Source organism: Allobosea sp. P4_C6, assembly GCF_056402015.1.
The window spans coordinates 291,513-305,395 of sequence record NZ_JBFUIF010000001.1; the positions used below are offsets into that span (position 1 = coordinate 291,513).

Below are 13,883 nucleotides of genomic sequence, written 5' to 3' on the forward strand. Positions count from 1 at the left end.
CGCCGGCTATCGCGCCAACCCGCCGAAGACGAACTCGTTCGTCAGCTTCACCGATGTCTGCCAGCCATTCGGCTGGTTATAATTGCCGGCGGTGACCGCGACGACAATATCGAGGTCCGGTGCGACGACCAGGCGCTGGCCGCCATTGCCGAAGGCGCCGTATCGCACCGAGGGTGTGCCATAGCGCGGCAAGTACCAGTGATAACCGTAATCGAGGCCGTCGCCCGTCCTGATGCGCGAGGTCAGGCTCGCCTCCAGCCAATCGGCGGGGACGACCTGCCGGCCGCCATATGCGCCCTTGTCGAGCAGCAGCTGGCCGATGGCGGCGAGATCGCGCGGGCGCAGGCGCAGGCCGGAAGCCGCGGCCTCCACGCCGTTCGAGCCCTTGATCCAGGCGAAATCGCCGATGCCCAGCGGGGCGAACAGGCGCTCGCGGGCAAACGAACCGAGTGGCATGCCGCTGCCCTTCGCGATCAGATGGCCGAGCAGCGCGGTTGCGCCGCCGCTATAGGTCCAGGCCTCCCCGGGCGGCCGGTCGATCGGCCGGTTGAGGATGAAGCGATAGCGATCCGGAGCGCGTTCCATGGCGATCTCGCTGTTGCGCGGATCGCTATAGGGCAGGGATTCGTCCCACTGCGTGCCCATGGTCATCGCGAGCACATGCGATACGCGCAATTGCTGGCGGGCCGCGTCGGCGGCGAGGTCCGGGTATTCCGGGAAGCTCGCCAGCAAGGGCGCGGTCGGCCCTGGCACCAGCCCGTCCGCGAGCGCGATTCCGTAGAGCAGCCCCACGATGCTTTTCGAGACCGAGCGCAGGTCGTGCAATTCGCCGGCATCGAAGGCGACGACGCCGCGGCTATCGCCCCAGATCTCGTCGGCGCCGGGGAAGTATCGCTCGAGTGCGATCTTGCCGTGTCGAAGCACGACAACGCCGTGGAGGCCTTTCAGCTCTCCAGCGGCGAAGGCCTTGTCGATGCGTTCGCCGGCATCTGCCCGGAAACCGGCCTCGACGAGCGAGAGGCTCTGCCACTCTCTCGTCGATTGTCGTGCGGCGACAGGGGCAGCCATAAGGGCCATGCCCGTCGCTGCCAGGAAAGCGCGGCGGTCCATGGCCTGGTGCGAATCAGTTCGCCACAGCCCGGATCACCCGGCGCAGCTTCTCGACCAGTTCGCCGACCTGGCTTTCCGTGATGATCAGCGGCGGCGAGAAGGCGATCGTGTCGGCGGCGGTGCGGACCATCAGCCCTTCCTCGCGGAAGGCACGGTCCATCGCCTCGTAGCCGCGCTTGCCCGCGCCTTCCGCGCGCGGAGCGAGATCGACGGCGCCGACGAGGCCGAGTGTGCGGATGTCGACGACGTTGGGCTCGCCCTTCAGGCTCATCACCGCATCGGCCCAGGCATCCTCCATCGCACGGGCGCGCTCGAACAGCCCTTCCTCGCGATAGATGTCGAGGGCCGCCAGCGAAGCGGCCGCTGCCAGCGGGTGGCCCGAATAGGTGTAGCCGTGAAACAGCTCGATGACGTTGTCCGGGCCGTTCATGAAGGCGTCGTAGATATGCTTGCGCACGATCACGCCGCCCATCGGCACGGTGCCGGAGGTCACGCCCTTGGCGAAGGTGATCATGTCCGGGATAACGCCGTAGCGCTCCGAGGCGAAGGCGAAGCCGAGGCGGCCGAAGCCGGTGATGACCTCGTCGAAGATCAGCAGGATGCCGTGCTTGTCGCAGATCTCGCGCAGGCGCTTGAGATAGCCCTTCGGCGGCGGCAGCGCGCCGGTGGATCCCGCCATCGGCTCGACGATGACGGCGGCGATGGTCGAGGCGTCATGCAGCGCGACGACGCGTTCGAGATCATCCGCGAAATGCGCGCCGTATTCCGGCTCGCCCTTGCTGAAGGCCTGCTTCTCGCGGTCATAGGTGTGGGCGATATGGTCGGTGCCGGTCAGCAATCCACCGAAGAACTTGCGGTTGTTGACCATGCCGCCGACCGAGATGCCGCCGAAGCCGACGCCGTGATAGCCACGTTCGCGGCCGATCAGACGGGTTTTCGAGCCCTTGCCCGAGACGTTCCAATAGGCAAGCGCGATCTTGAGGGCCGAATCAGCCGCTTCCGAGCCCGAGCCGGCGAAGAAGACATGGTCGAGATCGCCTGGCGCCAGCGCCGCGATCCGGGCGGCGGCGGCAAACACCTTCGGGTGGCCGTATTGGAAGGACGGCGCGTAGTCGAGCTCGCGCGCCTGCGCCTGGATCGCCTGGATGATCGGCTCGCGGGCGTGGCCGGCATTGCAGCACCACAGGCCCGCCGTGCCGTCCATGACCGGCTTGTTGTCCGGCGTATAGTAGAACATGCCCTCGGCCCGCGCGACCATGCGCGGGTTCTTCTTGAACGACCGATTGGCCGTGAACGGCATCCAATAGGCTTCGAGATCGTTCGGCGTGCCGATGGCGGAAGGTGCTGAAGTCATCGAAGGGCCCCTGTGGATTAACCTTCGTTGAACCTAGCAGGCGAAAGCGGGCTGTAAATCGCCATCATGGTGCGCCATGGCTGCACCGGACAAATAGCGGTCTGGGCAAGGCTGCACGTGACGTTAGGTCGTCGATGGCGTAATCTCCCCACTTGGGGCGCAGACTGAACGGACCCCGATGATAGAAGGCGATGGTGATCCTGGACGGCTGGACGAACGGGCCGCAGCGATCATCCGCGCGGAGCTGGCCCGTGTCCTTGCGTCCGACGCTTTTCGCGCCGCGCCTCAGCTTTCGGCTTTCCTGAGCTTCATCGTCGAGCGCACGATCGAAGGCCGCGCCGCCGAATTGAAGGGCTACACAATAGCCGTCGAGGGTCTCGGCCGGCCGGCCGACTTCAACCCTCAGATCGACCCGATCGTCAGGGTAGAGGCGGGCCGGCTCAGGCGTGCGTTGACGCAGTATTATGGCGGCGAGGGCCAGGGCGATCCGGTCGGGATCTCTATGCCGGTCGGCGGATACGTTCCCGTTTTCGAGATCGTCGACGCGAATGAAGAGATTGGTTGGGTTCCGGCTCCCGTCCGTCGGGACGAGGACACCATGGCGGCGCCACGGGCCGCAAAACCCGCCGATCGCGTCGCCGCGCGTCGGTGGTCCGTGGCTACCATTGCGGCGCTCGCGCTCGGCCTTCTCGCGCTCGGCTGGTGGTATCTGGCGCTGCCCGACGCGCCGGCCGAGCTCGCTTCGGCCAAAACGGCGGGAATAGAACAGGGCGCGGGCACACCGCAGGGCATCGCAGCTTCACTGCAGCTTGTCCGCGTCGCGATCACGATCCCCACCATGCCGTCCGATCCCAAGCTGGCAGGCATCCTGCGCCGGTTCTCCGATCTGCTCGTCGATGCGATGGCCCGCTTCGACGATCTCGTGACGATCAAGGCTCCTGCGCCAGGGGCGGCGGCGCCGGCCGACGTCGACTATGTTTTCGAGATGAACGTCCAGGCCGTCGATGGCGGCGTCGAGGGGTTGGGTCGCCTGCGTTCCGTTCGGGACGGACGCATCGTCTGGACGGCGTCCTCCGGCCGGCCATCGCTCGAACTGCTGCAGGAATCCGACCTTGCCGAGATGGCCCGCAGGCTGGCGACAAGGCTGATCGAGCCGTTCGGCATCATCCCGGCCGATGCGCGCCAGTCGCCGCCGACACCGGCGGTTGGCTGCGTCCTGCAATCCTTCGATGCCCGGCGCTCGATGTTGCCGGACGACCTTCTCGCCGCCCGCTCTTGCCTCGAAAAACTGGTGGAGCAGGAGCCGGGCTTCTATCCTGCCTGGGCCCATCTTGCGATCATGACGCTTGGCGAGCACGGCTCCGGTTTCAATCCCGAGACCCTCGTTCCCAAGAACCTGGACGACAAGGGCCGTTCACCGCTCGACCGTGCGCTGGCCGCGGCTCTCACTGCCATTCGCCTGGCTCCGTCCGGCGCGCGCGCCTATCAGGCGATGATGAAGGTCCTGCTCTTGCGCGGATCGACCGAGGAGGCGATCCAGAAGGGGCGGGAAGCTCTGACGCGCAATCCCTATGATCCCGACATCATGGCCGATCTCGGGTCGCTCTATGTCCGGCTCGGCCGGCCGATCGAGGGGCTGCCGCTGCTCGAGCGCGCGACGGCGCTGAGTGTCGGGCGCCCGCCGCGCTACGATTTCTATGCCTTTCTGGGGGCCTATCTGATCGGGGCGAAGAAGGTTTCCGAGACCTATGCCGCCACGCTCGCCGCCGACACCAGCCCGTTCGGCCTGCTGGCCCAGGCACTGCGCGCCGCATCGGACGACGACTCGCCGGCACAGGCCAAGGCCATCGCAGGGCTGCGCGACAAGGCGCCGCTCTTCGCCAGGGATCCGCGCGCCTATCTGGCCCGAAAGGGGTTCGCCGAAGAGGTGACGGGCAAAATCCTGACCGCGCTCGGGCTCGACAAGTCCTAGGCGTTTTCTGCAAGCCGCCCAGAGCGCCCGCGCTCCCATGTGACGCTGCTCGCATAACATTGTGCGCGCAGGTACTCTGCGGCTCAGTGTTGTGATTCGTTCCCCGCTTTCCGATCCACCCTTGTAGCGCGAACGCTGCCGTGGCCCCCTTGCGCTTGAAAGCCTTGCATCCTCTCGCCGGCGCGATCACCGGCCTTTCGGCCGGCGCGGTGATGACGATCCTGTTGCCTGGCGCGCTCGGCTCGGCGTTGGGGTTGCTCGCCTCGGGCGCTGGCGTATTGGCCACCATCCGTGCCTTCGAGCGCTATGGCCTCGCGCGGCATGAGCAGGCTCTTGCCGGACTCGGCGAGGTCAAGGTCCGGCTCGCCACCAATGCCATCCGTCTCGATGCCTTGTCGCAGCGTGTCGAGCAGATGCCGATGCGGGATGTCGATGCGGCGCCGGCGCGGGCGGCGATCCATGAGCTCACCGCCGAGGTCGGGCTCCTCGGCGATCTCATCCATCAGGTGGCGACGACGCTGGCCGATCATGAGAACGTGCTGGCCCGCCTGCCCGAACCGGCCGCAGCCGCGCCGGCGCCAGCGGCTTCAGCCATTCCCGAGGTCGTTCTCGATCCGGAAGCGGCGCGGCGCGCGCGGGCAGAACAGCTCGCCGCCGAACGCGCTGCCGCGGCCAAGGTTGCCCGGGAAGAGGCCGAAGCCGAGCGTGCCGCCCTCATCAGCACCGCGCTCAGCGAGGGGCGTCTCGAAGTCCACCTCCAGCCGATCGTGTCGTTGCCGCAGCGCCGCACCCGCGGCTATGAGGCGCTGGCGCGGCTGCGGCTCGACGAGAACACGCTGCTTCTGCCGCATGAATTTCTCGATACCGTCGAAGCCCGCGGCTTCGGGCCGACGCTCGATGCGCTTGTCCTGACGCGCGCCTTGGCGATCGCCCGGCATCTTGGCTCGAAGGATGGCGATATCTTCGTCTCCTGCAATTTCAGCGCCGCGACCTGGGATTCGTCGCGCGCATTGGCCGCCCTGACGCGCATTCTCGACAAGTATCGCGACCACACCAGGCATCTCGTCATCGAGATGCCGCAGGCCGTCTTCCGCAAGCTTGATCCGACCAGCCTCGGCCTGCTCGGCGCGATGTCCGCGAACGGCGTGCGCTTCGCACTCGATCATCTCGTCGATCTCAGGCTCGATCCGCATGCGCTGTTCGAGCGGGGCGTGCGCTATGTCAAGGCTCCGGCGGCGCTGCTGCGGGACCATGTCGAGGGCAGGATTGCCAGCGATATCGCGGCCGGCGATCTCGCGGCGATGATGGGCCGCGCATCGGTCACGCTCGTCGCCGAGCAGGTCGAGGACAACCCGCTGGCGGCCGACATGATCGAGCTCGGCGTCACGATGGGGCAGGGTCAGGCGTTCTCTCCGCCGCGCCCGGTCAAGCCGGAAGTCTTCGCCGAGCCGGAGGCTGCTTCTGCGCTGTCTCAGGCAGTCTCGTCGCAGGCCCCGCAGCAGGACGCAGCAAACGACGTCGTGCGTCCGATGGTGTCTGCCGAGCCGCCTCCGGCCCTACCCACTCAGCAGGCGGAAAGCCGCCCCGAGCGACTGCCCTTCCGCTCCGTCCTGCGCCGCGCCACCGCCTGACGCGCGGCGGTGCGCCGCAACATCCGGTTCCGCTCTCTGCAAATCCCGTCTAGACCTGCCTGCGCGAGGCGGCTTCCGCATCGCTTCCAGCCGCCGGAGATCGAGACAGTGTCGCCATCGGGGATCGCATCAACCATCGCGCTATCGGGCTTTTCCGAGGTCGCGGACCGCTTCGATCTCTGCCTGTGCGACGTCTGGGGCGTGGTGCATAACGGCGTTGCCGCCTATCGCGAGTCGATCGTGGCGCTGATGCGCATGCGCGAACGTGGCATCAGCGTCGTGCTCGTCACCAATGCGCCGCGTCCGAGCGATGTCATCGTCGGTCAGCTCGACAATTTCGGTGTGCCGCGCGAGGCCTGGGACGCGATCGTCACATCCGGTGATGTCTGCCGGTCCCTGATCCGCGCACGCGCCGGCGAATCGATGTTCCGCCTCGGTCCGGATCGCGACCTGCCGCTGACCGCGGGTCTAGACGTGCGGGAAACCGGCCCTGATGAGGCGGCGTATGTGCTCTGCACCGGCCTCTTCGACGACGAGAACGATACGGCGGCGACCTATGCCGATCTGCTGGCCGGCTTCGCCGCGCGGAAGCTGCCGCTGATCTGCGCCAACCCAGACCTCGTCGTCGAGCGCGGCGGCCGCATCATCCCCTGCGCCGGTTCGGTCGCGCTTGCCTATGAGGAGATCGGCGGGCAGGTGATCTATGCCGGCAAGCCGCATCTGCCGATCTACGAGGCAGCGTTGGCCGCGGCCGAGGAGAACCGCGGTGCCCCGATCGCCCGCGACAGGATCTGCGCCGTGGGCGATGCGATCCGCACCGACATCGCCGGAGCCGAGGGTTTCGGCGCGGCCGGCGTCATGGTGCTGGCGGGCATCCACGCCCAGGATCTGATGGAAGCGTCGTGGGAGGAGCGTCACGGCTGGTTTGGCCGGCAGACGCACCGCCCGGCTTATGCCATGCCGCATCTGGTCTGGTGAGCGGCGCCAGAGCATTTTCGAGCGAAGTCGATACCGGTTCGCGTGAAGAAAATGCGGCGCAACAAAGAGGTGGAGCATTTCGCGCTGAGAACGCGGAAATGCTCTATGCGGCCACGCAGACCGATTCGATCTTGGTCTTCAGCATCTGGGCGTTGAACGGCTTGACGATGTAGTTGCTGACGCCGGCCTTCTTGGCGGCGATGACGTTCTCGGTCTTCGATTCGGCCGTGACGATGATGAAGGGCGTCTCGGCCAGCCGCGTCTCCTCGCGCACCTTCTGGAGCAGCTCGAAACCGCTCATCGGCTCCATGTTCCAGTCGGAGATCACGAGCCCGTATTTCTTGTCGCGCATCTTGGCGATCGCCACCGAGCCGTCCGAGGCGTCGTCGACATTCTCGAAGCCGAGTTGCTTCAGCAGGTTGCGGATGATGCGGATCATCGTTTGGTAGTCGTCGACCACGAGGATCGGCATGGTTGGATCGAGAGCCATCGAGACGCTCCAGGGCAGTGCAGCGGTTCCGGCGCCGGAACATACCAGCGCCACGCCGCCCGTTCGGGGCGGCCTCCACTCGCATTCGGTGATAGCTCCGGCACGTTGCGAAGCGGTTAATCCGATTGCCGAGTGACGTAACGACATGATGGCGCGCCGCACCAAAGTTCAATTGCCGTCATATTGCAGTTGCGAGATGCTTAACCCGATCGCTGACAGGGGCTGGGGGCCGCCTGCAAGCCGAGAGAGATCCATGACAGTTCAGCCGATGCCCGGCGCGCTCTATACCGTTCATGCCTTCGAGGATCTGGCCGTCGGCCAGAACGAGAGCCTGATGCGGACCGTGATGGAACGCGATGTCGCGCTCTTCGCCGAGCTGTCGGGCGATGCCAATCCGATTCATCTGTGCGATCATTTCGCTGCCGGCACCAAGTTCGGCCAGCGCATCGCCCATGGCATGCTGACGGCGAGCCTCGTCTCGGCGCTGCTAGGCACGCGCCTGCCAGGGCCGGGTGCCGTCTATCTCTCGCAGACGCTGACCTTCCTGGCACCCGTGAAGATCGGGGATGTCGTCACCGCCCGGGTCGAGGTCGTCGAGCTCGTCACTGAGCGCCGCAGGGCGCGCTTCTTCTGCGAATGCCTGGTTGACGGCAAGGCGGTGATGGAGGGCGAGGCCTGGGTGGCGATGCCGCCGAGGCCGAAATCCTGAGGCGTTCGGCCGGCCGTGGCCTTGACGCCTCGCCGGCCTTCGCCGCAAAGACGACCGACGCCCGGCTTTCGCGGGCAGACGGACGTTCTCGATCGATGTCATCCCCAGCCGATGCGCCGTTGCGCCCAGAGCCGGCGGCCGTGGTCCTCGACCTCGACAAGCCCATACCCGATAGCCTGCGCGGCGCCGTCCTGGCGCTCGGCAATTTCGACGGCGTCCATCGGGGCCACGCCGAGTTGGCGCGCGTGGCGGGCGCCATGGCGAGTGACCTCGGAACCAGGCCCGCCGCCTTCACCTTCGAACCGCATCCGCGCAGCGTCTTCCGCCCGGAGGAGCCGGTATTTCGGCTAACGCCGCCGCAGCTCAAGCTCGAATTGCTGGCCGATTCCGGCCTGGCCCAAGTCTTCGTCCTGCCCTTCGACCGCGACATCGCGGCGATTCCCGCCGAGCGCTTCGTGGACGATCTGCTCATCGGCCGGCTGGGCGCCTCCGGCCTCGTCTGCGGTTACGATTTCCATTTCGGCAAGGGCCGCACCGGTTCGCCGGAGATGCTGCAGGCTCACTGCCTTGCGGCCGGCATCCCGGTCAGGGTCGTCCCGCCCTTCGCGTGGCAGGGCGAGGCGGTGTCTTCGACGCTGATCCGCCAGGCATTGGAGGAGGGCGATGCCGCCCGCGCCGCAGCGTTCCTGGGCCGCCCCTGGTTCGTGCGCGGGCTCGTAGCTCACGGCGACAAGCGCGGCCGCGAACTCGGCTACCCCACCGCCAACATGCACCTCGCTCGCGATTGCCGGTTGCGCCACGGCATCTATGCCGTGCGCATGCGCATCGATGGCGCCTGGCATGACGCCGTCGCGAGCTTCGGCCGCCGCCCCACCTTCGACGACGGCGCGCCGCGGCTGGAGACATTCGTCTTCGATTTCTCGGGCGATCTCTACGGCAAGCGCGTCGAAGTCGCTTTTGTCGACTGGTTGCGCGGCGAGGCGAAGTTCGACTCGCTCGATGCCCTGATCGTGCAGATGGACGCAGACAGCGCCCGCGCGCGCGACATTCTGACCAAGGCCCCTGCTTTCGACGCGCCGCCCTTCCTTCCGTGAGCGGCGCCTGCTAGAAGCCCCTCATGCCCGCTGAACGCGCCATGCTGATCGATTTTCCCCGGCGAATTACGGGCCCGGCTGCCGCCTCGCGCTAGACAGGCGCGGGCGCTTGCGCAGTCCGGGTTGAAGACCGCTTTTCCCGTTTCAAGAGTGGACGCGCCGGGGCCTGATCGAAGGCCCGCCGTTCCGATTGCCCGAGCCGGATGATGACTGACAGCACCAAGACCGCCCAAGTTGCCGAGAGTGTCGACTATTCGCAGACGCTCTTCCTGCCGCAGACCGAATTCCCGATGCGCGCGGGCCTGCCGCAGCGCGAGCCGGAGCTGCTCGCCCGCTGGGCGAAGCTCGACCTCTACCGCAAGCTGCGCCAGGCCGGGCAGGGCCGGGACCGTTTCGTCCTGCATGACGGCCCGCCCTATGCCAACGGCAACATCCATATCGGCCATGCGCTCAACAAGGTCCTGAAGGACCTCGTCACACGCTCGCAGCAGATGCTCGGCTACGATTCCAACTACGTGCCCGGCTGGGACTGCCACGGACTGCCGATCGAGTGGAAGATCGAGGAGCAGTACCGCGCCAAGGGGCTGAACAAGGACGACGTTGATGTCGTCGAGTTCCGCAAGGAATGCCGCGCCTTCGCCGAGCACTGGGTCGACGTGCAGCGTCAGGAGTTCAAGCGCCTCGGCGTCGAGGGCGACTGGGCCCACCCCTATCTGACCATGGCCTATCCCGCCGAGGCGCAGATCGCCCGCGAAATCATGAAGTTCGCCGAGACCGGCCAGCTCTATCGCGGCTCCAAGCCGGTGATGTGGTCGGTCGTCGAGAAGACGGCGCTCGCCGAGGCCGAGGTCGAGTACGAGGAGCATACGAGCGACACGATCTTCGTGGCGTTTCCGATCATCGATGTTGAGCAGGCTCCGGTGGTTTACGAGTTCGGCAAGCCGCCGGAAGACCCAAGCGCGCTTGAAACGCAGCTTGAGGAGGTGAATGCGCTTATCGATTGCTCGGTCGTTATCTGGACGACGACGCCTTGGACCATTCCCGGTAATCGGGCGATCGCCTACTCCTCCAAGTTGTCCTATGGCGTGTACAAGGTTGACGACGCGCCCGAAGGGAATTGGGTGAAGCCGGGAGCCAAGTTCGTCCTCGCTGACAAGCTGGCGGAATCCGTCCTGAAGGCTGCCAAGGTATCGAGCTTTCATCGGATCAAGGCCGTTGAGGCCAACGAGCTCAGAACGATGTTTTGTGCTCACCCGCTGCGCGGCCGCGGCTATGATTTCGACGTTCCGCTGCTCGATGGTGATCACGTCACCGACGAAGCCGGTACCGGCTTCGTTCACACGGCACCGAGCCACGGTCGCGAAGACTTCGACGTCTGGATGGCGAACGGCCAGAAGCTTGTGAAGGCAGGCATCGAGACCCGCATCCCCTATACCGTCGATGCCGATGGCCGCTTCACCAAGGAGGCTCCGGGCTTCGAGGGCGCGCAGGTCATCACCGACAAGGGCGAGAAGGGCAACGCCAACGACGTCGTCATCAAGGCGCTGGTCGAGGCCGGCAACCTCGTCGCGCGCGGCCGCCTGAAGCACCAGTATCCGCATTCCTGGCGCTCGAAGAAGCCGGTGATCTTCCGCAACACGCCGCAATGGTTCATCGCCATGGACAAGCCGATCGGCGAGGCCGGCGCGCCGGACGTAGCCGATCCGCAGCCGGTCGCGGGTGGCAACGCCGACACGCTGCGCAACCGCGCGCTGAAGGCGATCAAGGAAACCGAGTGGGTGCCGGCCGCTGGCGAGAATCGCATCAACGGCATGATCGCCAATCGGCCCGACTGGGTGGTCTCGCGCCAGCGCGCCTGGGGCGTGCCGATCACCGTCTTCGTCGAGAAGGAGACGAAGGAGATCCTCATCGACGCGAAGGTCAACGCCGCCATTGCCGAGGCCTTCGAGGCCGAGGGCGCCGATGCCTGGTTCACCGACACCGACGGCGCCCGCTTCCTGAAGCCGCTCGGCTATGATCCGGCGAAATATGAGCGCGTCACCGACGTGCTCGACGTCTGGTTCGACTCCGGCTCCACCCACGCCTTCACCCTGGAGAAGCGGGCCGATCTGCGCGCCCGCCGCAAGGACGAGGGCGGCAAGGACCGCGTGATGTATCTCGAAGGCTCGGACCAGCATCGCGGCTGGTTCCATTCGAGCCTGCTTGAAAGCTGCGGCACGCGCGGACGTGCGCCCTACGACATCGTCCTGACCCATGGCTTCTGCCTGGACGAGAAGGGCGAGAAGATGTCGAAGTCGAAGGGCAACGTCACCGCCCCTCAGGACATCATCAAGGATTCCGGCGCCGACATCCTGCGCCTCTGGGTCGCGGCGGCGGATTATTCCGACGATCTGCGCATCGGCAAGGAGATCCTGAAGACCTTCGTCGAGACCTATCGCAAGCTGCGCAACACGCAGCGCTGGATGCTCGGCACGCTCGCGCATTTCAGCGAGGATGTCCGCGTCTCCGACGTGCAGACCATGCCGGAGCTGGAGCTGCTGATGCTGCACCGGCTCGCGGAACTGGGGCCGCAGGTCGCGGAGGCCTACCGCACCTATGACTACAAGAAGGTCGTGACGCTGCTCTCGCAGTTCATGAACACCGAGCTGTCGGCCTTCTATTTCGACATCCGCAAGGACGCGCTCTACTGCGACCCGCTGTCGAGCCACGTCCGCAAGAGCGCGCTGACGGTGGTCGATCATCTGTTCCGCAGCCTCACCACCTGGCTGGCGCCGATCCTCGTCTTTACCTCCGAGGAAGCCTGGCTCGAACGCTACCCGGAGCAGAAGGCCGCCGAGGGTTCGGTCCATCTCGAACTCTTCGCACGCGCCCCGGAGGATTGGCTCGATCCCGAGCTCGCCGAGCGCTGGAGCAAGATCCGCCGCGTCCGCCGCGTCGTCACCGGCGCGCTCGAGCTTGAGCGCGCCGCCAAGCGGATCGGCTCCTCGCTTGAAGCTGCTCCCCAGGTCTTCGTTTCCGACGCCGATCTCTACGCAGCCCTGTCGGGCGTCGATCTCGCCGAGATCGGCATCACCTCCGATGTTCGCATCGAGAACGGGGAGGGGCCGGCCGAGGCCTTCCGTCTCCTCGATGTGCCGGGCGTGGCAGTGGTGCCGCATCGCGCCGACGGCATCAAATGCGCCCGTTCCTGGAAGTATTTCGACCCGGCGACGGCCGACCCGGCCTATCCGCAGGTGACGCCACGCGACGCGAAGGCGCTGAAGGAGTTGGGAGTGCGCGCCTGATGACGCCTGCCCGCCGCCTCGGCCTGGCCACGGTCCTGATCGTCTTCATCTCCGATCAGGTCCTGAAATCCTGGCTGCTCTACAATGTCGGGCTGGCCGAGAACGGCCCCTTCGATCTCGCCCCGTTCCTGACGATCGTGCTCGCCTGGAACCGCGGCATCTCCTACGGCCTGTTCCAGCAGGGCACCGATCTCGGCCGCTGGTTCCTGGTGGTGATCTCCTTCGTCGCGGCCATCTGGCTCTGGCGCTGGATGTGGCGCAGTCCTGACAGGCTGACGGTCCTGAGCCTCGCCCTGATCATCGGTGGGGCGCTGGGCAACGGCGTTGATCGTGCTGTCTACGGCGCGGTTGTGGACTTCGTTCACTTTCACTGGGGTAATTTCAGCTGGTACATCTTCAACATCGCCGATGTCGCGATCGTTGTCGGCGTGGTCGGGCTCCTGTATGAGTCCTTCCGACCGGCTGGGGAAAAGACAGCTGAGTGACGGTCTCGCCATCCTTTCGCCGCTCCTCCGTGGTTGAGGCGGGTCTTGAGATCGTCCAAAGGGAGATTTGACATGGCGCAACGCATCCGCGTGACGCATCTGCTGCTCGCCGGCGGGCTCGTGCTGGCCGCTCAACCTGCCTTTGCGCAGGAGGGCATGCTGTTCAAGAACCTGATCGAGGGAACTTTTGGCGGCCGTGGTGCCGGCGGCGATATCGAGTATCGCGCTCGGCCGCCGCTGGTCGTGCCGCCGAATTCGACGCTGCCGCGTCCGCAGGATCCTGCCAGCGCCCGCAGTGCCGCCTGGCCCAATGATCCGGACGTCCAGCGCCGCAAGGACGAGGCCAATCGCCCAGCCTATGTGCTGACGGAGAAGGCGCGCAACAACCCGGTCCTGTCGCAGGAAGAGCTGCGCCGCGGCCGGATCTCGCGGGGCGAGGTGGCGCCGACCATCGTCGAGGAACACAGCAACTATAACAACCAGATTCAGCCGATCCGCATCGGCAAGGATCTGGCTGCCCGCCGCAATCAGGCTGCCGAGGAGACGCTGGCCTATGGCAGCGAGCCGCCGCGTCGCCTGCTGAGCGAGCCGCCGACCGGATATCGTCGCCCGGCAGCCACGGCCGCATTCGGCCCCGGTCGCGGTGGCCCGGTCGAGGACAAGCAGGCCGTCGGCCAGCGCGAATTCGTGACCGGCCAAGGCCCGGTGATGCAGATCAAACCCGAATAGGGGCGATCCGCGGAATCGGCTGAGGCGAGCCCTTGCCGAAGCCGGGC

Annotated in this window: 11 protein-coding genes; 8 read left to right on the forward strand and 3 right to left on the reverse strand. The window is 66.3% G+C overall.

Annotation, left to right across the window (positions count from 1 at the left end; all coding sequences use genetic code 11):
• Nucleotides 1-6: 6 nt before the first annotated feature.
• Together AC1DVA_RS01420 and aptA are read right to left on the reverse strand one after the other, a co-directional pair.
• Entirely contained in the window at nt 7-1,068 is a 1,062-nt protein-coding gene (locus tag AC1DVA_RS01420; RefSeq protein ID WP_476804733.1) for a serine hydrolase domain-containing protein, read from the reverse strand.
• Between the two features lie 55 nt (nt 1,069-1,123).
• A complete protein-coding gene (gene aptA / locus AC1DVA_RS01425) occupies nt 1,124-2,464 on the reverse strand; it encodes an omega-aminotransferase AptA (RefSeq protein ID WP_265052162.1) in 1,341 nt (446 codons plus the stop codon).
• 178 nt (nt 2,465-2,642) lie between these two features.
• Here aptA and AC1DVA_RS01430 point away from each other — a divergent pair, with 178 nt between their 5' ends.
• From AC1DVA_RS01430 to AC1DVA_RS01440, 3 genes are all read left to right on the forward strand, one after another.
• On the forward strand, nt 2,643-4,436 hold the full coding sequence (locus tag AC1DVA_RS01430; RefSeq protein WP_476804734.1) for a tetratricopeptide repeat protein: 1,794 nt from the start codon (nt 2,643-2,645) through the stop codon (nt 4,434-4,436).
• 140 nt (nt 4,437-4,576) lie between these two features.
• Nucleotides 4,577-6,067, forward strand: coding sequence for an EAL domain-containing protein (locus tag AC1DVA_RS01435; RefSeq protein ID WP_476804735.1), 1,491 nt, complete (start codon nt 4,577-4,579; stop codon nt 6,065-6,067).
• A 108-nt stretch (nt 6,068-6,175) separates the two neighbouring features.
• Nucleotides 6,176-7,045, forward strand: a complete 870-nt coding sequence (locus AC1DVA_RS01440) for a TIGR01459 family HAD-type hydrolase (RefSeq protein WP_476804736.1) — start codon at nt 6,176-6,178, stop codon at nt 7,043-7,045.
• A 103-nt stretch (nt 7,046-7,148) separates the two neighbouring features.
• Here AC1DVA_RS01440 and AC1DVA_RS01445 read toward each other — a convergent pair whose 3' ends face one another.
• A complete protein-coding gene (locus AC1DVA_RS01445; protein ID WP_265052166.1) occupies nt 7,149-7,535 on the reverse strand; it encodes a response regulator in 387 nt (128 codons plus the stop codon).
• Nucleotides 7,536-7,788: 253 nt separating this feature from the next.
• Between AC1DVA_RS01445 and AC1DVA_RS01450 the strand changes: the two genes are divergently transcribed.
• The 5 genes from AC1DVA_RS01450 to AC1DVA_RS01470 all read left to right on the forward strand — a co-directional run bounded on the left by AC1DVA_RS01450 (nt 7,789) and on the right by AC1DVA_RS01470 (nt 13,836).
• Nucleotides 7,789-8,244 (forward strand): MaoC family dehydratase, encoded by a 456-nt coding sequence (locus AC1DVA_RS01450; protein WP_265052167.1) that lies wholly within the window; start codon nt 7,789-7,791, stop codon nt 8,242-8,244.
• A 95-nt stretch (nt 8,245-8,339) separates the two neighbouring features.
• Nucleotides 8,340-9,338 carry a bifunctional riboflavin kinase/FAD synthetase gene (locus AC1DVA_RS01455; RefSeq protein ID WP_265052168.1) on the forward strand — a complete coding sequence of 333 codons (999 nt, stop codon included), beginning with the start codon at nt 8,340-8,342 and terminating at the stop codon, nt 9,336-9,338.
• Between the two features lie 206 nt (nt 9,339-9,544).
• Entirely contained in the window at nt 9,545-12,622 is a 3,078-nt protein-coding gene (gene ileS / locus AC1DVA_RS01460) for an isoleucine--tRNA ligase (RefSeq protein WP_476804737.1), read from the forward strand.
• Nucleotides 12,622-13,107, forward strand: a complete 486-nt coding sequence (gene lspA, locus AC1DVA_RS01465; protein ID WP_265052170.1) for a signal peptidase II — start codon at nt 12,622-12,624, stop codon at nt 13,105-13,107. The genes ileS and lspA overlap by 1 nt, the downstream gene beginning before the upstream one ends.
• 72 nt (nt 13,108-13,179) lie before the next feature.
• Nucleotides 13,180-13,836: a hypothetical protein gene (locus AC1DVA_RS01470; RefSeq protein WP_265052171.1), complete on the forward strand. Its 657-nt coding sequence runs from the start codon at nt 13,180-13,182 to the stop codon at nt 13,834-13,836.
• The last annotated feature ends 47 nt before the right edge of the window (nt 13,837-13,883 follow it).